Genomic DNA, 17,545 nt, shown 5'->3' on the forward strand with positions numbered 1-17,545 from the left:
CTGGTACCCCGGGCGGGGCCAATCCAACCCCCACCGGCGTCGGTGGGGGCTGGCATGATGGCTTACGTGGAATATGTCCCGCCGCCGTTGCCGCGGCCCACACTGTCCTATGCCAACTGTTACGTCTCCGAGCCGGCCGGCTATCGGCCGCTTCACCTGGACCTTCACGTGCCGCCCGGCGACGGCCCGTTCCCGGTGGTGCTGTGGATCCACGGCGGAGGGTGGATGTCGGGCAGCCGGGTGATGCTGCCGGAGTCGGTGGCGCCGTTCGGTTTTCACGAGCGCATGGTCGGGCGTGGCTATGCGGTGGCCGATGTCGACTATCGGCTGGCGGTCGAGGCCAGCTATCCTTCGCAGCTGGTCGATGTCCAGTCGGCGATTCGCTGGCTGCGCCACTTTTCCGGCCCGCTGCGCCTGGACCCGGCCCGCTTCGCGACGCTGGGTGAGTCGGCCGGGTCGCACCTGGCGATGATGGCCGCTTTGGCCGGTGAGGGTGAGCTCGCCATTCAGGCGATGGTCAACTGGTACGGGCCGGCGCACCTGTTGCTGCCCGGCACCGACGATCCCGGTAGCAACATTGCCATCCTGCTCGGTGGGCCGCTGAGTTCCCGCAGCGAGTTCGCCCGGTGGGCCAGCCCGCTGTACAACCTGCATGAGCTGGCCCCGCCGCTGCTCAGCGTGCACGGCACCGACGATGAGACGGTGCCGTTCGAGCACGCGGTGCTGTTGACCGAGGCGATGCGGGAGCTGGGTTTGCGCGCCGATCTGATCGCCGCGCAGGATGCCGGGCACTGTTTCACCGGACACCAAGACATCGGGGGCCTGATCGAGTCGTGCATCGATTTCCTCGATGACGTGCTCAAGTAGTCCGCCGTCATGCCTGAGGCGTTGACGGTCCTGGTGGCGATGGCCGCCGTCGTTGCGGTGCTCGCCGCAGCTTTTGCGTGGCGGGCCCGCCGTATGGGCCGGCCGCCCGATGCGCTGACCGATCACATGGTGGAGGTGTACCAGGTCAACAGCGCGCCGGGCGAGGAGGAGATGGAGCGGTTCATGTATGCCCAGTGCGGCGAGGTGGGCTGTGAGTTTCTGGAGTTCGCCGACCCGGGCGCGGCCGATGAGGAGGCCAGCTTGCGGGCCAAGGTCGCGGTGCACACCACCAAGCAGTCGCCGGTGATCCAGATTTACGTGTGACGGTGCCCGCCGTGCTGATGGTCGGCCTTGCCGGGCTCGCTGTGGCGGTGTTCGGCGCGGCGGTGGTGGCGGATGAGGTGGTGGTGGTCTTTGCCGTCGCGGCTGAAAGGCTCGGCGTGCACGATGGCGGCGGTGAGCCGGGGCACGGCGTGGATGAGGTCGTGTTCGCAGGTGTGGGCGATTGTGTGGGCCTGCACCACGGTGGTGTCGTCGGCGACCGAGATTTCGCATTCGGCGCGCAGCTGGTGGCCGATCCAGCGCAGCCGCACTTCGCCGACGGCGAGCACTCCGGGGGTGGCGGCCAGGGTCTGTTCGACTTTGTCCACTATGGACGGGTCGACGGCGTCCATGAGGCGCCGGTAGATCTGGCGGGCCGCGTCCTTGAGCACGAACAGGATCGCTACGGTGATCAGCAGCCCGACGACGGGGTCGGCCCATTGCCAGCCCAGCGCGAGCCCGCCCGCGCCCAGCAGCACGGCCAGTGAGGTGAATCCGTCTGTTCTGGCGTGCAGGCCGTCGGCGACCAGGGCGGCCGAGCCGATGCGTTTTCCTACGTTTATCCGGTACCGGGCGACAAGCTCGTTGCCCGCAAAGCCGATGACGCCGGCGGCGGCGACCGCCCACAGGTGCGAGACCTGGTGCGGGTGCAGCAGCCTTTGGACGGCCTCGTATCCGGCGACCGCCGCGGACACGGCGATGAACACCACGATGACGATCCCGGCGAGGTCTTCGGCGCGTCCGTAGCCGTAGGTGTAGCGGCGGTTGGCGGCGCGCCGCCCGACGAGGAAGGCGATGCCCAGCGGGATGGCGGTCAGCGCGTCGGCGAAGTTGTGCAGGGTGTCGCCCAGCAGCGCCACCGATCCGGAGAAGAACACCACCACGGCTTGCAGCACGGCTGTGGCGAAAAGGACGGCCAGCGAGATCCACAGTGCCCGGATGCCTTCGGCGGAGGCCGACAGCTGGCTGTCCACCTTGTCGGCGGTGTCGTGGGAGTGCGGCGTCAGCAGGTGTTGCACGCGGTGTTTGAACCGGTGCCAGGCCGAGGTGTTCACCCATCGAATCCTACGGAGTGCGGGAGATCGCCGCGCCGTCGGCGATGATCTCCCGCGTCCGTGGCCGGTCAGTTCGAGTAGGTGATGGTGGGGCTGATCGAGCCGGTGTGGTAGACACCCGACGAGGTGTAGATCGCCACTTGGACGAAGACCCGGTAGATCCGGTTGGGCAGGCTGTCGGTCGGCCGCGTCCAGCAGCAGTAGCGGCCGGTGTAGGTGAGCCGCTGGTTGGAGGCCATCAGCTGGCCGTAGCCGTCGACGAAGATCCAGACGTAGTAGGTGTAGTAGGACGAGTCCGGGACCTTCTTGAAGTAGAAGTCCGCCCGCACGCTGTTGCCGTTGTCGCCGAAGTTGACGCAGGCGCTCACGGTGCCGTTGGCGTTGTCGCATCCGCCCCAGGCCGCGGAAGCCGGCGCCGCCAGGGCGACCGTGCTGCCCCCGGTCAGCATGGCGGCCACCAGCAGGCCGCGCAGAAATCGGTGCCAGAACCGGCTTGCCCGCGCAGTGTCTGGCTGCTTCAAAGGAGTGGCATTCATGGACGCGACGGTAGGAGGCCGGCCTATGCGCAATCTCTGCGAAACCTCTTCCGCGAGTTTGGCTGTGGGAAGGTTCCAACCTGGGCGGCGGCGGTGGCGTTTGGGGTGGCGTGTTGGACGACGATGACGGCTTCCGGGAGTTCGTGCGAGCGCGGTTAGGGCCGCTGTCGCGGGTCGCCTACCTGCTTACCGGGGACCACCACGGCGCTGAGGATCTGCTGCAGAGCGCGCTGATCAAACTGGCGGGCCGGTGGAAGCGGCTGGCGGCCGAGGGCTATCCCGAGGCGTATCTGCGCAAGGTGCTTTACCACGAGCATGTTTCGGCCTGGCGCAGTCGTGCGCGCCGGCCGGAGGTGAGCATCTTGCCGCTGGCCGACCGGGCCGCGCACACCGACGAGGCCGCCGATGTGGTGCGCCGGTTGGTGCTTCGCCAGGCGCTGGACAAGCTGACCCGCAAGCAGCGGGCGGTGCTGGTGTTGCGCTTCTTCGAGGATCTGTCCGAAGCCGATACGGCGCAGGCGCTGGGGTGCTCGGTCGGCACGGTCAAGAGCCAGACCAGCTATGCCTTGGGCCGGCTGCGTGTCGTCGCCCCGGAACTGGCTCAGCTGATGGAAGAGAAGGCGTTGCGATGACGGGGTTGAGCGAGCTTTTCCACGACTTGGCCGATGAGGCGAAGTTCTACGACGTGACCGAGGGGGCGTTGCGCGGTGCCAGGCGGCGTCGCCGGGCGCGTCTGGCCGCGGCGCCGGTCGCGGTGGTGTCGGTGGCCGCCGTGGTGGTGGCCGGGCTGACCGCGCGGGCCGACTCCCGCCCCGGCCCGGGGCCGCAGGCCACCCCGTCGGTGACGGCCAGCCCGGCGCGGGTGCTGCCCGAAGCCTGTGTGCCGCAGGTGTTGCCGCTGGCCGACGGTTACACCCAGGGGATGGTGGTGGGCGGCGATCCGACCGGGCGGTTGCTGGTGGGATCGCTTGATGTGAGCCGTGAGCGCACCCGCTCGGTGATCTGGGCCGACGGGAAGATCCAGCTGCTGTCGCCACCTGGCACCGAGTTCGGTGTGACCGACATCAACTCTTCGGGCACGGCGGTGGGCAACAGCCTCGACGGGCCCCAAGGCAAGGAGGTGTCGGTGGCCTGGGTTTTGCACGATGGCCAATACACCACGCTCAAGGGCGAGGCGGCGCAGGCGTATGCCATCAACAGCCATGGCGTGATCGTCGGCAATGTCAAAGGCAAACCGGCCGTGTGGCGCAGCCTGACCGCCGAGCCGCAGCTGCTGCAGACCAACGCCCCCGCCGCGGCCGTCTACGTCGGCGCCGCCTACGACATCGACGACGACGGCTACATCACCGGGCGGGTGGACACTCCTCGCATGTCGCCGGCGCTGTGGCGACCTGACGGCACTCTCGACTCGCTGCCCGATGCGGTGGACTTGGCCGCCATCAGCAACGGCTGGGTGCTGGGCACGAGCAGATCCGGGCCTGCCCGCTGGAATCTGCGTACCAGGCGGATGGATCCGATCAGCCAGGCCGGCCTCACCCGGATCAATGCGCAAGGCTGGATGGCCGGCATCCATTCGTACAAGAAGGTGATGCTGGTCGCCGAGAACGAGGCGCTTCAGCTGCCCGTCCCGGCGGGGGTGCCGACCGAGCAGGCTGCGATGACTTTCCTGAGCGACGACGGTCTCACGCTGGCCGGATGGTACGGCGGCGACCCCACTGGGGACGAGGTCGTCGCCGTACCGGTGATGTGGCGCTGCGCGTCAGCAAGCACCACGGCGTCGCGTTAGTAGAGGTCCTTGTAGTAGATGGACAGCCGCACCATCCGCGACGGGTCGTTGCCGCCGATGGTGTGGGTGAACAGGCTCTTGTTCTTGCAGTAGGGGTCGGTGGCGCGTTCTATGTTCAGGTCGCACCAGATGTAGTTGTAGGGGCCGGAGACCCGGGCCAGGATTTCCATGTGGGCGTACATAGTGGGGATGAGCTGGCCGGAGTCGTACTGCACTTTGTGTCCGACCAGCATGTCGGCCGGGACCGCGGTGGGGGAAAGAATGACGAGGTCGTCGTCGGAGCCGATGAACGTCCAGTCGGTGTGGATGCGTGAGGCGGGGGCGGTGCTCACCCAGCTCATGAAGGTGGAGCTGGCCCGCATGTCGTCGCATTGCGGGGTGGACACGGTGATGCAGCCCAAGGCCGCGAATGAGCTGACGCCGGCGTTGGGGGTGGAGATGGTGACGCCGTCTTCGACGTACAGGTAGGCGGGGAAGCCTGCTTCGCCTTTGTTCACACCGGTGATGGCGGCTTTGGCGACGAGGCCGCCCATGGAGTGGGCCACCAGGTCGACCGACCGGCCGTAGCGGGAGTGCCGGTTGTAGATGTCCCAGGCGAGCAGTTTGGCGACTTCCTTGATGTTGCGTTGCTGGGTGCCGCCGACGTTGACGGTGCATCCGGTGAGCCTGCTGTAGTAGCAGAAGGTGATCGCGTTGCTGGAGCTCAGGTAGGCCGGGTATCCGTCGGAGGTGAAGTCGTTGATCATGTTGCCCCAGTAGTCCCAGATCGCGGCGGGGATGCCCAGGTCGTAGCCGTGGATGAAGTACACGGGTTTGGTGAGGCTGTTGGTGCGCGCCGGTGCGCCGGGCGGGTCGGCGGGGCATTGCGGCAGTTCGGGGTGGGGGTCGCGGGTGGTCCAGACGTTGACGGCGGGGATGAAGCCCCATTTGTTGCGGGAGGCGTAGCCGCTGACGGCCCGGTCGCCTTGGGAGTAGTACCAGATGTTGTTGCCGCCCGCGTGTGCGGCGCCTGCGCGCCAGCACACGAACCAGCTTGTCGTGGAGTCCATCCAGGCCACATGGGTGCTGCTGTTGGCCGCGGCGTACATGGGTGTTCCGCCGGCGTTGCCGCAGTACCAGACGGTGTTCCAGCTCCAGCCTTGGAAGTCGGAGTGCTGTTCGCCGATGGCGTTGCCGCAGCCGTAGGCGGCTTGGGCCGGGGCTGCGGCCAGCGCTGACGACAGCGTCAGCACAGCCAGCAGGGCCGCCAGCCGCAGCCGTGAACGTGTCCTGAATCGCGGCATGCAGATCCTTTCTGAGTCACGTTTGGATAGTCCAAAGCAGACTCAGGGATGCGCCTTGCCGACTTGTTGCCAGCCGGATCGGCCGTGGCGGGCAGCCACGGCCGATCCGGATCGGTTCAACCTCACCAGTTGGTGTTGGCCAGGCCGAACCCGATGATGATCTGGTCGAATCCGTTGCCGTCGTTGTCGTCGGTGTAGGCGGCGCACACTTCGCCCCAGGGCGACACCGCCACGGCGATGCCGGTCTGCAGTCCGGCGGGGACCTGGCTGAGTTGTTGCGCGGCAAGGCGTGCGGTGTCGGAGCCGTCGGGGCCGAAGCCGTGGGTCCAGGTGTCGGCGCCGCTCTGGGTCCATACGGCGGTGACGTTGCCCTGGTCGTCCAGGCCTATGGACGGGTTGGTGGCGCCGGCCGTGGTGGTGAGCGCGATGTCGCCGTGAAGCGGTGTTCCTGTTCGGGTGAAGCCGCGCCACATGGCGGTCGCGTCGCTTTCCCAGGCGACGGCGAAGTCGCCGTTGAAGTTCGCGGCGACCGACGGGTTCTGCTGCTGCCCGCCGGTGCCGACGTTGGCGGCCCGCTGGGTCAGGGTGACCGTTCCGGCCGCGTTGAGTTTGATCAGGCCCACGTTGAAGGAGGCGTTGGCGTCGCCGTCTTCGTCCCAGACGATGGTGGCTTCGCTTGCGGCGTTGACGGCGACGTCGGGGCGTTTGTGGGTGCCGCCGGTGGCGTGGATCTGCTTTTCGTAGGTGCGGGTGGCGTTTTTGAACGCGGCCGCTTTCACCGTCGTGGCGGCGGTGCCCTGCTGGTCGGTCCAGGCCACGGTGTAGGAGATGGCGCCTGCCGACCCGTCGGGGTCGACGCCGACGGACGGGTCGATCTGCTGGCCGTCGGCGCTGGTGTTGGCGGTGGCCGAATACAGCTGGGTGCCGGTGGGGCCGAGCACGCGGATCGGGATGTTGTAGAAGCCGTTGCCGTCGGGGTCGTCGGCCCACACGATGACGGCGTTGCCGTTGTCGTCCAGGCCCACATCTGGCTGCAGGTGCCGCCAGTTGACTCCGGCGGTGCCGCCTGCGGACAGCTTCTTCTCGTAGACCGAGGTGCCGTCCTTGAACAGGCGCACCCAGATGTCGCTGTGCGCGTTGTCGCCGGGGGTGGCGGTGTCGCGGTCGTCTTCCCAGACGATGGCGACGTGGCCGTTGCGGTTGGCGGCGATGGCGACGTTGTCCTGGTCGCCGGTGGAGTCGGAGTTGCCGGCCTGCCATTGCGCGGCCGCGATGACCGGGCCTGAGGCGGCGGCGGAGAAGAACAGCGCGCCGCCGAGCATCACGGACAGAAGGGCTTTCATCTGGTACCCCCTAAACTGCCTGAAGGCCGGGCAGGCCCTCTTGGATGACGAAGGAACGCAGGGTGCTGGCGGGCGCGCCGTGTTCGGTCACGTTGGTCACGGCCCGGAAGTCGGCGCGGATCTGGGTCTGGCTGATCGTGGTGCGCACGTAGCCGCGATGGTCGGAGTAGAACTTCAGGTGCGGGTTGGTCGCCACATCCGGGATGGCGGTCGCGCCGGAACCGTTGCCGCCGCTGGTGATGGACGTGGTGACCAGCTCCGAGCCGATGGTGGCCGAGCCGGCGTTGGCGTAGTCGGCCTTGAGGTCGTTGCCCCACGAGCGGTGCACGTCGCCGGTGAGCACCACCGGGTTGCGCACGCTGCGGGCGACCCAGCCGGATTGGATGCGGGCGCGGGCGGCGCGGTAGCCGTCCCACGCGTCCATGCTGGAGGCTCCGGCGGCGTCGAAGCGGCGGGCGAAGAAGACCTGCTGGCCCAGGATGTCCCAGGTGCCCAGGTGCTGGCCCAGTCCGTCGAGCAGCCACGTCTCCTGGGCGTTGCCCGGCAGCGATCGTGAGGCCAGGTCGGCGTCCGAGCACACCTTCCACCCGTCGTCGCAGGCCTGGTCGTTGCGGTACTGGCGGGTGTCGAGCATGTGGAAGGTGGCCAGGTTGCCCCAGCGCACCCGCCGGTACAGCGGAATGGAATTGCCGCTGTACTTCTGCGCCGCGCGTAGCGGCATGTTCTCCCAGTAGGCGCGGTAGGCGGCGGTGCGCCTTGCCGTCCACTGCGCGGCGGTCAGCGCGGGGGTGTTGCCGCTGCGCGACGTTCCGGCGTAGTTGTTCTCGACCTCATGGTCGTCGGGTACGACAAGCCACGGCGCGGCGGCGTGTGCGGCTTGCAGATCGGGGTCGGTCTTGTACTGGGCGTAGCGCCGCCGGTAATCGGCAAGGCTGACGATTTCCGCGCCCGCGTGGGTGCGCACACCTGTGCCGGTGGCGCCCTCGTAGATGTAGTCGCCCAGATGCAGCACCAGCCCTGGGTTGTCCTCGGCCAGGCGGCGGTAGGCGGTGAAGTAGCCGTTCTCGTAGTGCGAGCACGAGCAGAACGCCATCAGCAGGTCGCGGCCGAAGGTGCCCACGGCCGGGGCGGTGCGGGTGCGCCCGACCGGGGAGATGTGGCCCTGAGCCCGGAAGCGGTAGAAGTAGTCGGCGTCGGGGGCCAACCCGGCCACCTCGACGTGCACGGCGTGGGCGTCGCCGGGCAGCGCGGTGACCGTCCCCGACGCGGCCAGGGTGGTGAATCTGTCGTTTGTGGACACTTGCCAGTCCACGGCGATGTTGCTGGCCGGCATGCCGCCAAGACCGTCGGCGTTCAGCGGAGACGGCGCCAGCCGGGTCCACAGCACCACCCCGTCGGAGGTGGGTTCACCGGAGGCGATGCCAAGCTTGAAGGGGTAGGGTATGACCGCCAGAATGCTTGGCGCGGCTGACAATGCGCCTGCGGTGCCGGCCAGCGAAGCGGCGCTGAGCCCGCCCAGGACGAAGATACGGCGACTAAACCTGCTCATGGCACACACCTTTCCGGTGATAGATGAACAGCAATGGTGTAGCGAGCGACGCTCAAGTTACCATCGTCACTGCAGCTTTTCTACACCTGCCTCATCATCAGCGAAAAGAAATGCCCGCCGGATACACCGGCGGGCAATTTAGGGCCAGGGGCGGGAAGTCAAGCGCCCGCGATCCGCTGATGGGCAGCCACCGTGGTGGTGAACCAGTCGCGGATTCCCTTGTCCAGCAACGCCTGTGCGGCCTGCCACGCGGTGCGCAGATCGCCGTGCACGCCTCGGGTGACAAGTGCCAGCGCGACGTTGGCGGCGATCGTCTCGCGCAGCGGCGACGGCGCCCCGCCGTTGATCACTTCGTTGGCGAGCTTGACGTTCCAGTCGGTGTCCCCGCCCACCGGCTCGGCGTCGAAGTGCACCCCGAACTCGTCGCCCGGCACGATCTCGCGCCGCTCGATGGTCTTGGCCGTGCCGTCGACGAGATAGATCGTCGAGGGTGAGACCACCGACAGCTCATCCAGGCCGTTGGGTCCACACACGACGGTCGCCCGGGCCACGCCCAGCTGCAGCAGGGTGCCGGCCTCCAGCTCGGCCAGCTGCGGGTCGTGCACGCCCAGCAGCACATAGCGCGGGCTGGCCGGGTTGGCCAGCGGCGCCATCCAGTTGAACATCGTCGCCACGCCCAGCGAACGCCGCAGCGGGGCCACACTGCCCAGGCCGGGGTGGAAACGCGGGGCGAAACAGTAGCCGAAATTGGTCTGCGCCAGGCACGCCGCGACCTCGTCGGGGCCTAGCCCGATCGGGATGCCCAGCGCCTCCAGCAGGTCAGACGAGCCGCTGGTCGAGGACGCCTTGCGGTTGCCCTGCTTGCAGACCGCCACCCCGGAGGCGGCGGTGAACATGGCGGTCAGCGTGGAGATGTTGACGGTGCCCTTGCGCCGAAACTCGCCGCCGCCGGTGCCCACCACGTCCAGAGACTCCGAACAGCCCGGCACCAGCACGGCCCGGGAACGCAGGAAGCCCACGCCGGCCGCCAGCCCCTCCGGGTCGAGCTCCTCTTTGCGCGCGGCGAGCAGACGCGAGCCCAGCTCAGCCTGATCACCGTTGCCGGCCAACAAATCTTCCAGCAACTGGACCACTTCGGTCGCTTTCATGGGCAGCATCGTATATCAGCCCGGGCCATGTAGTTTTTCTTCGTTCATCTCCCCACCCTTGAAACTTGTAGCCAACTGAGGTTGACTGCGGCGCATGCGTCGACTTGTATGCCTCGCGCTGCTGCTGCCCTTCCTCCTCGCGCCCGCCCCGGCCACCTCCGCCCCGGCCGCCGCCGTCCCCGCGTTCCTGGAGACCGACAAGGTGACCCGGCCGGTCGCGCCCGGCCTGACCCTGACCTCGTTCGACCGCATCGACTCGGCCGGCTGGCTGCGCGCCGACGCGCTCAGCGCCGACCTGGGCCGCACCTCGGTGGACTACCTTTACTCCGGGTCGGTGTCCACGCCCGAGCCGCTGTCCGGGCCGGCCAACCGCGCACACGCCGTCGCCGCGGTCAACGGCGACTTCTTCGACATCAACAACTCCAGCGCCGCCCAGGGCATCGGCATCCAAAATGGACAGCTGATCCAATCACCGGTCAGCGGGCACACCAAAGCCATCGGCGTCACCGCCCAAGGCATCGGCAAGGTGATCGAGGTCTACTTCGAAGGCACCGCCGGCGACATCGCGCTCACCCAGTTCAACAACCTGGTCTCCCCCGGCGGAGTGGGCCTGTTCACCCCGCTGTGGGGCAGCTACCCGCGCCGCCGCGCCGTCGAAGGCGCCACCAAGATCACCGAGGTGAGCCTGGTCAACGGAATCGTCACCACCGTGTCGGCCACCCCCGGCAGCGGCCCCATCCCAGCCGGAACCTCGATCCTGCTCGGCCGCGACGCCGCCGCCGACACCCTGGCCGCACTGACCATCGGGCAGCGCATCGAGGTCCGCTACCAGCCACGCGCCAGCGACGGCAGCCAGCTCAACGCCGCCATCGGCGGCAACGTGGTCCTCGTCCGCGACGGAGTGCCGCAACCCAACGGCGACCCCACCCTCGCCCCACGCACCGCCGTCGGCTTCTCCGCCGACGGGCGCACCATGCACCTGCTCACCATCGACGGCCGCCAAGCCGACAGCCGCGGCGTCACCCTCACCGAAATGGGCCAGCTGATGGCCGAACTGGGCGCCCACCACGCCCTCAACCTCGACGGCGGCGGCTCGTCGACCCTGCTGGCCCGCGAGCCCGGCTCGGCGCAAGTGCAGGTCGAAAACCAGCCCTCCGACGGCGGCGAGCGGCCCGTGCCCAACGGCCTGGCCCTCTACGCCCCAGCCGGATCAGGATCCCTTTCTGGGTACTGGGTGCAAACCACCACCGACCCAAAAACCGCCCCCGGCCTAAGCCCCATCCGAGGCGGCCGACCCGACCGAGTCTTCCCCGGCCTGACCCGCCGCCTCACCGCCGCCGGCTTCGACGAAACCTACGGCCCAGCCGCCGGCACCCCACACTGGCGTGTGTCCACCCCCTGGCACGGCATCGTCCTGCCCGCCACCGCACCCAGCCCCGGCGCGGGTGGCGGTGCGGCGGGCGCTGCCAGTGCGGGCGGGTCCGGGGCGGCAGGCACCGGGCGCGAGGCGGTGTTTCGCGGGGCATTGCCCGGCGCCGCCACCGTCACCGCATTCACCGGGGCGGCCACCGGCACCGTCAAGCTGACCGTGATCGGGCCGCTGACACGCATCTCCCCCACCGCCGACAAACTCGCACTGGCCGGGGCCAACAGCGAAACCACCTTCGGCGTCGTGGGATTCGACTCCGAGGCGCGCGGCGCCCCGATCGAGCCGGCGGACCTGCGGCTGGACTACGACACCTCACTCATGACGGTCACCGCACGACCCGACGGGCTGCTCAACGTCAAAGCGCTCAAGGACGTCGGAGCCGGGCTGATCACCGTCCACGTTGGAGCGTCGACGGCCGTGCTCGCGGTCACCATCGGGCTGGCCGACGTGATGGTGGCCGACTTCGACAACGCCTCACAATGGTTCTACAACTCAATTCCCGCCGACATCCCCGGCTCGGTCTCCCCCGCCCCCGGCCACACCGGCACCGGCCTTCGCCTCTCCGCCGACTTCACCCGCCACAGCGTCACCCGCGCCGCCTACGCCAACCCGCCCACCTTCATCGACGTGCCGGGCCAACCCCAAGCCTTCACCATGTGGATCAACGGCACCGGCAACGGCGAATGGGCCAGCCTGCACCTGGTCGACGCTAACGGCGCAGCGCAGGTGCTGCGCGGCGGCAACGTCACCTGGACCGGCTGGCAGGAGGTCACCTTCACCGTGCCGGCCGGTATCAGGTACCCGGTAAAAGTAAGAAGGTTTTATGCCCCTGAAATCAAGGCCGACGCCCGCTACCAATCCGAGCTGGTGATCGACGACCTCGTGGCCAAGGTGCCGCCCAGCATCGAGCTGCCCGTGACGGCACCGCCCACCGACCGGACCGTGGTCACCGACGGCACCCTCGACGATGCGCCATGGCGCTTCGCGGTCATGTCCGACGCCCAATTCGTCGCCGCCAACCCCGACAGCGACCTGGTCGCCGGCGCCCGCCGCACCCTGCGCGAAATCAAAGCGGCCACGCCCGACTTCCTCGTCATCAACGGCGACTTCGTCGACACCGCCTTCCCCGCCGACTTCGCCCTCGCCAAAAAGATCCTCGACGAGGAACTCGGCGGCGCGCTGCCCTACTACTACATCCCCGGCAACCACGAAATCATGGGCGCACCGATCACCAACTTCGAAACCGCCTTCGGCGCCACCAACCGAGTCCTCGACCATCGCGGCACCCGCTTCGTGATGCTCAACTCCTCCGACGGCGCACTGCACCTGGCACAGCTCGCACTGCTGCGCGACGCGCTGGCCACCGCCACCACCAACGTCGTGGTGATGCACCACCACCCGCACCGCGACCCCACCCCCAACAAAGGAAGCCAGCTCGGCGACCGCAAAGAGGCCGCACTGCTGGAAAAATGGCTCGCCGACTTCGAAACCGCCAGCGGCAAACAGGCCCTGTTCATCGGCGCGCACGTGGGCACCTTCCACGCCGAACGCGTCGACGGCGTGCCCTACTTCATCAACGGCAACACCGCCAAAGCCCCGGCCACCCCGGCCGGCGAAGGCGGGTTCACCGGCTGGACCATGTTCGGCTCCGACCTGCGCGCACAAACCCGCCCGCACGTAGACACGCTCAGCCTCACCGCACCCACCACCGTCGCGGCCGGACAGACCGCCGCAGTCACCGCCACCCTCGGCCAAGGCACCCGCCTCGTGCCGGTCACCGCCCCGGTCAGCGCCGACTGGTCCGGCTCAGCCAACCTCCACATTGGACCGTGGTGGGAACTGCGACCCTGGCACATCGCCTGGCTCGACCCCGCCACCGGCGCCCTCACCACCCTGCGCCCAGGCACCGTCACCGTCTCGGTCCGCGTATCCGCCGTCACCACCACCTCCACCACCATCACCATCACCTGACCCCGGCGAGCCGCCCACCCCCTTACCAGGGGGTGGGCGGAATTAGAGTGGCTCGGATGAGTGGACCGGAGATCTATTCCGACAATGCCGCCGCGATGACGGCCAGCATTGGCCACGCTACCGAGACGTGGCCCGGCATCACCCGCATCAGCCGGCCCAACGGCACCCGGATCATCCTGCGCCGCGAGGTCGACCTCGATGTCGCGCAGCTGCTCGACGCCGAACCGGCCGACCGGCGGCTGACCATCGAGGACTCCACCTCCAGCCTCACCGGCGAAGCAGGCGACGGGGTACGGGTCCTGCAAATGCCGGTCATGGTGCGCGCCGCCGGCACGATCGCCCCGAACAGCCCACCCGCGATCACCGTGACCCAGGCCGCAGACCCCGCAGCGCTGGCCGAGGCCGAAAGAATAATCGTCGCCGGGTTCCCGGTTGTGCCAAATCCGCGCAGCCCGCTTTTGCCGCAAAGCGTGCTACAGCAACCCCAATGGAAGGTCTGGCTCGCCCACCGCGACGGCGTGGCGGCCGCCGCCGGCTACACCTACGACGACGGCACCGCCGCCGGCGTCTACCTGCTGGCCACCCTGCCCGAGCACCGCTCCGCCGGGCTCGGCCGAGCCATGATGACGACAGCGATCGCCGCCCACCCAAACCGGCACATAGCACTCGTAGCCACCACCGCGGGCGAGCCGCTTTATCTATCTCTCGGCTTCGTCAAAGTCTCGACAGCAACCTGGTACATACGTGCCATCGTCGATTAGAATGTGTGTTCTAATCGCTGCGTTGAGGAGCCAAGATGACCACCCGAGACCCCTCCATGCCATACGCGACTTTGCTCGCTTTCACCCGCTACGTGAACCGCACCGGCCCGGCCAGGGCCAACTTCGTCGGCGGTCTGCGCAAACAACGCGAGTCAGGCAGCGGCTTCAACCCGCACAGCCAATTCGTCAAGGCGCTCAAGGCTGACATCCGCTTCCGCACCGGCGGCAGCCACACCAACGACGTGGTCAAGACGGTGAATCCTCGCTACCAGCGCCTCTACTCCGCACTCAGCGACGGCGCAGCCCGCTACCTGGAAACCCTTGGCGACCCGGGCCAGGTCAGCCTGCTGCCCGTGCACGACGCCATCGGCGTGGTCGGCGGCCTGCCGGTCAAAGTTGCCGCCCACTTCGGCCTGCTCTACGAGAACGGACGCCGCGAATGCGTGCGGCTGCACTTCGACGAGGACCCACCCACGGCCGAAGCCACCACCGTGACCCTGCACCTGCTCAACACCCACATGGACCAGATCCTGCCGGGCGCCGAAGCGGTCCTGGTCGACCTGCGCCGCGCCGAGACCCACCGCGACCCCGAGCTGCGAAGCAGCCCCTCCGAGCTCGACCGCTGGCTCACCGGCGAGGCAGCCGGCTTCGCCGCGATCTGGCGAGCGGCCTGAGCCGTCCCGCTTTCCTGAAAATGTTCTTAGTTGGTGAGGCTGGCGCGAAGCGCCAGGCCATATTGGTTCTTTAAAGCGGTCACACCGCGTAAGTCATCCTAGGACGCTAGGAATTGATCATAAGCGCCAAGACGCTCCCGGCAGCTCGGCCGCCGGGAGCGCTTGGTCTTCGAGGCTCAGTAGTAGATGCTCTCCAGCATCAAAAAGTCGCCGTTCGCGGGATAGATGGAACGGTCGGGCAGACGCTGGTAGTAAACGCAGCTGCTCGTGAACAGGTTGTGGTCCAGCCCGAGCCCGTGGCCGATCTCGTGGCAGGCGGTGCCCTGGTTCAGGTGGTAGGAGGCCGAATTGGAGTCGTCCAGCTCGATGGTGCCCCAGTCGTAGTAGATGTCACCATTAGTGACCATGTGGGTGCAGCCAACCCACGTGTTCGGCTCAGCGACACCACACTTCTTCTCGTAGTCGTCGGAGTAGACGCTGAGGCAATAGTGCCCGTCGTAGCACCCGGACCAATATGGACCACGGTAGCCGACATTGAGCACGGTGGACTGGTTCCAGACCACCGCCGCCTCGTAGACAGGCCAATTGGCTCCGGAGTAGTCGACCACAAAGATGGTGGGATGCCAGCCGAGCCAGCGGAACCGGTTGGTTCCGCACCGGTGCTCGTCGGCCCACGCGCCCTCGATGTCGCAGTCGCCGGGCTCGGCGATGATCACGCCGGCCGGCGGAGTGGGGGTCTTGGCTCCCGCCACCAAGTCGCCGATGGTGATCTCTCGTCTTCCGTCAGGATGAACGACTGTGGTGACCACATATCCATCCCCGAAATAGGCGTAGGTCGTTGGCTCGGCCGCGGCCACATTGACGGGTGAGGCGATCAGCGCCAACGGCATCAGCAGCAGGGCAGCCCAGCGCATTCTTCGAAGCATGGCTCCTCCGTGTGGGTAAGGGGTTTCCCGCACCCTGACAGAGATCGATATGCGTCTCGTATGCACCTGCTATGCGCCCGACATGCGGTGGGCCACGTCGGCTAAGCGGTCCTAGGACGCTAGGGAAATGGTCGGCTACGCGAGGAAAGCTCGGGCATGATGGGGGCATGCCGGAAGGCGACACCGTCTGGATGACCGCGCGGGTGCTGGAGACCGGCCTCGCCGGCAAGCAGCTGACCGCGGCCGACTTCCGGGTGCCCAGGCTGGCCACGGTCGATCTGGCCGGGTGGACGGTGGTCGAGTCCGCCTGCTACGGAAAGCATCTGCTGCTGAGGCTGAGCAAGGATTCCCGGGCGGTGACCCTGCACTCGCACCTGCGCATGGACGGGATGTGGCGCGTCTACGCCCCCGGCGAGCGCTGGGGGGCCCGGCCCCGGCATACCATCCGCGTGGTGCTCAAGACCGAGGACACCGTGGCCGTCGGGTTTCACCTGCACGAGCTGTCGGTGGTGCGCACTGCCGACGAGAAGCAGCTGATCGGCCATCTCGGCCCCGACCTGATCGGCCCGCAGTGGGATCTGCTGGAAGCGGTGAGCCGCTTGAACTCCCACCCCGATCAGGCCATCGCGGAGGCGTTGCTCGATCAGCGCAACCTGGCCGGGATAGGCAACCTCTACAAGGCCGAATCGCTTTTCGTGCACGGCACGTGGCCGTGGACGCCGGTGCGCCAGGTAGCCGATCTGCCCGGCCTGGTGACGATCGCGCAGCGTCAGCTCGACACCAATCTGGGCCGGTGGACGCAGAGCACCACCGGCTCACTTCTCAAGGGCGAGGCCACTTTTGTGTACGGCCGCAAAGGCCGGCCGTGCCGGCGCTGCGGCACCCCGATCCGCCTCGACGAGCAGGGCGATCGGATCACCTACTGGTGCCCGCAGTGCCAGCCGCAGCCGGCCGGGTAAACCCGCGTCAGATGGCGCCGCTGAAGGTGTCGCAACGCTTCCCGTCGCCGGTGGAGTAGCCGTTGTTGAACCATTGCCGCCGTTGGGCCGCTGTCCCATGGGTGAACTGGGTCTCGTCGACCGGGCGGCCCGACTTGCGCTGGATCACGTCGTCGCCGATGGCGGCCGCCGCTTCCAGCGCCTGGTTCACATCCTCCTGGGTCAGGCTCTTGAAGATGGGCTGCCCGTTGGCGGCGGTGGTCTCGGTGGCGTGCTTGGACCAGACTCCGGCCAGACAGTCGGCCTGAAGCTCCAGGCGCACCGACAGCGCGTTGGCGTTGTCCGGGTCACGTTCCTGCTGACGGCGCACCTGATCCGAGGTGCCGAGAAGGTTTTGCAGGTGGTGCCCGTACTCGTGGGCGAGCACATAGGGCTGGGCGAACTGGCCCTTGGCCCCGAACCGGTTGGCCAGCTCGTCGTAGAAGGTCAGGTCGATGTAGACCAGCTTGTCCAGCGGGCAGTAGAACGGGCCTACCCCGCTGTCGGCGGCGCCGCATCCGGTGTTCACGGCCTGGGCGAAGAAGACCGTGTCGGTCGCCTGGTACGGCTGCCCGAACGTCTCCGGTGTCGCCTTGAGCCAGTAGGCCTGAATCGAGTTGATGTATAAGGCGTTGCGGCATTCGGCGTGCTGCAGCCGATCGGGGTTCGCGGTCGAGCAGGTCTCGTTGAGGGCCCCGTTGTCGCCGTCGCCATACAGCTTGGGGCCGAGGAACATGCCCGCCACGACGAGTCCGAGGACGAGTAACGTGCCCAACAGGCCACCGCCGACCGGGATCGGGATCCCGCCCATGCCGCCGCCACCGCCGCCGAAGGCGCCGCCACCGCCAGATCCCCGGGCATCGGTGACCTGGCTGGTGTCAATGTCAGCGTTCTCGTTGAGTGTCACGTGCCCACAGGT

General features: G+C 67.9%; 16 protein-coding genes. 8 read left to right on the top strand and 8 right to left on the bottom strand.

Going from position 1 to position 17,545, the window contains the following annotated elements:
* The first annotated feature begins 54 nt into the window (after nucleotides 1–54).
* Nucleotides 55–867, top strand: a complete 813-nt coding sequence (locus Rhe02_RS11145; protein WP_239123660.1) for an alpha/beta hydrolase — start codon at nucleotides 55–57, stop codon at nucleotides 865–867.
* 9 nt (nucleotides 868–876) lie between these two features.
* Nucleotides 877–1,191 (top strand): hypothetical protein, encoded by a 315-nt coding sequence (locus Rhe02_RS11150; protein ID WP_203908068.1) that lies wholly within the window; start codon nucleotides 877–879, stop codon nucleotides 1,189–1,191.
* On the opposite strand, the gene Rhe02_RS11155 is transcribed toward Rhe02_RS11150, so the two are convergent.
* Both Rhe02_RS11155 and Rhe02_RS49780 read right to left on the bottom strand, forming a co-directional pair.
* Complete coding sequence (locus Rhe02_RS11155; protein ID WP_239123661.1) at nucleotides 1,182–2,243, bottom strand: cation diffusion facilitator family transporter; 1,062 nt, start codon at nucleotides 2,241–2,243, stop codon at nucleotides 1,182–1,184. The genes Rhe02_RS11150 and Rhe02_RS11155 overlap by 10 nt on opposite strands.
* A 68-nt stretch (nucleotides 2,244–2,311) precedes the next feature.
* The gene (locus Rhe02_RS49780; RefSeq protein WP_239123662.1) at nucleotides 2,312–2,779 is read right to left on the bottom strand and encodes a hypothetical protein; all 468 of its coding nucleotides are present in this window, start codon (nucleotides 2,777–2,779) and stop codon (nucleotides 2,312–2,314) included.
* Nucleotides 2,780–2,889: 110 nt separating this feature from the next.
* Here Rhe02_RS49780 and Rhe02_RS11160 point away from each other — a divergent pair, with 110 nt between their 5' ends.
* Together Rhe02_RS11160 and Rhe02_RS11165 are read left to right on the top strand one after the other, a co-directional pair.
* Complete coding sequence (locus Rhe02_RS11160) at nucleotides 2,890–3,411, top strand: SigE family RNA polymerase sigma factor (RefSeq protein ID WP_308441990.1); 522 nt, start codon at nucleotides 2,890–2,892, stop codon at nucleotides 3,409–3,411.
* Complete coding sequence (locus Rhe02_RS11165; RefSeq protein WP_203908070.1) at nucleotides 3,408–4,565, top strand: hypothetical protein; 1,158 nt, start codon at nucleotides 3,408–3,410, stop codon at nucleotides 4,563–4,565. The genes Rhe02_RS11160 and Rhe02_RS11165 overlap by 4 nt, the downstream gene beginning before the upstream one ends.
* Here the strand turns inward: Rhe02_RS11165 and Rhe02_RS11170 are convergent.
* From Rhe02_RS11170 to trpD, 4 genes are all read right to left on the bottom strand, one after another.
* Nucleotides 4,562–5,848, bottom strand: a complete 1,287-nt coding sequence (locus Rhe02_RS11170) for an esterase/lipase family protein (RefSeq protein ID WP_203908071.1) — start codon at nucleotides 5,846–5,848, stop codon at nucleotides 4,562–4,564. The two genes, Rhe02_RS11165 and Rhe02_RS11170, sit on opposite strands and share 4 nt — an antisense overlap.
* Nucleotides 5,849–5,970: 122 nt before the next feature.
* Nucleotides 5,971–7,191 carry a hypothetical protein gene (locus Rhe02_RS11175; protein ID WP_239123663.1) on the bottom strand — a complete coding sequence of 407 codons (1,221 nt, stop codon included), beginning with the start codon at nucleotides 7,189–7,191 and terminating at the stop codon, nucleotides 5,971–5,973.
* A gap of 10 nt (nucleotides 7,192–7,201) precedes the next feature.
* Nucleotides 7,202–8,740 (bottom strand): alkaline phosphatase D family protein, encoded by a 1,539-nt coding sequence (locus tag Rhe02_RS11180; protein ID WP_203908072.1) that lies wholly within the window; start codon nucleotides 8,738–8,740, stop codon nucleotides 7,202–7,204.
* A 158-nt stretch (nucleotides 8,741–8,898) separates the two neighbouring features.
* Entirely contained in the window at nucleotides 8,899–9,888 is a 990-nt protein-coding gene (gene trpD, locus Rhe02_RS11185; RefSeq protein ID WP_203908073.1) for an anthranilate phosphoribosyltransferase, read from the bottom strand.
* 94 nt (nucleotides 9,889–9,982) lie between these two features.
* Here trpD and Rhe02_RS11190 point away from each other — a divergent pair, with 94 nt between their 5' ends.
* Genes Rhe02_RS11190 through Rhe02_RS11200 form a run of 3 tightly spaced genes read left to right on the top strand, consistent with a single transcriptional unit; the run spans nucleotide 9,983 to nucleotide 14,723 of the window.
* The gene (locus Rhe02_RS11190) at nucleotides 9,983–13,288 is read left to right on the top strand and encodes a phosphodiester glycosidase family protein (protein WP_203908074.1); all 3,306 of its coding nucleotides are present in this window, start codon (nucleotides 9,983–9,985) and stop codon (nucleotides 13,286–13,288) included.
* A 56-nt stretch (nucleotides 13,289–13,344) separates the two neighbouring features.
* Nucleotides 13,345–14,049 carry a GNAT family N-acetyltransferase gene (locus tag Rhe02_RS11195; RefSeq protein ID WP_203908075.1) on the top strand — a complete coding sequence of 235 codons (705 nt, stop codon included), beginning with the start codon at nucleotides 13,345–13,347 and terminating at the stop codon, nucleotides 14,047–14,049.
* 35 nt (nucleotides 14,050–14,084) lie between these two features.
* Nucleotides 14,085–14,723, top strand: coding sequence for a hypothetical protein (locus Rhe02_RS11200; protein ID WP_203908076.1), 639 nt, complete (start codon nucleotides 14,085–14,087; stop codon nucleotides 14,721–14,723).
* A 176-nt stretch (nucleotides 14,724–14,899) separates the two neighbouring features.
* Here the strand turns inward: Rhe02_RS11200 and Rhe02_RS11205 are convergent, their stop codons facing one another.
* Nucleotides 14,900–15,649 (bottom strand): zinc-dependent metalloprotease, encoded by a 750-nt coding sequence (locus Rhe02_RS11205; RefSeq protein WP_203908077.1) that lies wholly within the window; start codon nucleotides 15,647–15,649, stop codon nucleotides 14,900–14,902.
* A 167-nt stretch (nucleotides 15,650–15,816) separates the two neighbouring features.
* Between Rhe02_RS11205 and Rhe02_RS11210 the strand changes: the two genes are divergently transcribed.
* A complete protein-coding gene (locus Rhe02_RS11210) occupies nucleotides 15,817–16,608 on the top strand; it encodes a DNA-formamidopyrimidine glycosylase family protein (protein ID WP_203908078.1) in 792 nt (263 codons plus the stop codon).
* A gap of 7 nt (nucleotides 16,609–16,615) precedes the next feature.
* On the opposite strand, the gene ypfJ is transcribed toward Rhe02_RS11210, so the two are convergent.
* Nucleotides 16,616–17,533, bottom strand: a complete 918-nt coding sequence (gene ypfJ / locus Rhe02_RS11215) for a KPN_02809 family neutral zinc metallopeptidase (RefSeq protein WP_203908079.1) — start codon at nucleotides 17,531–17,533, stop codon at nucleotides 16,616–16,618.
* Between the last annotated feature and the right edge of the window lie 12 nt (nucleotides 17,534–17,545).

Source organism: Rhizocola hellebori, assembly GCF_016862955.1.
In the GTDB taxonomy this organism is placed as follows: Bacteria; Actinomycetota; Actinomycetes; order Mycobacteriales; family Micromonosporaceae; genus Rhizocola; species Rhizocola hellebori.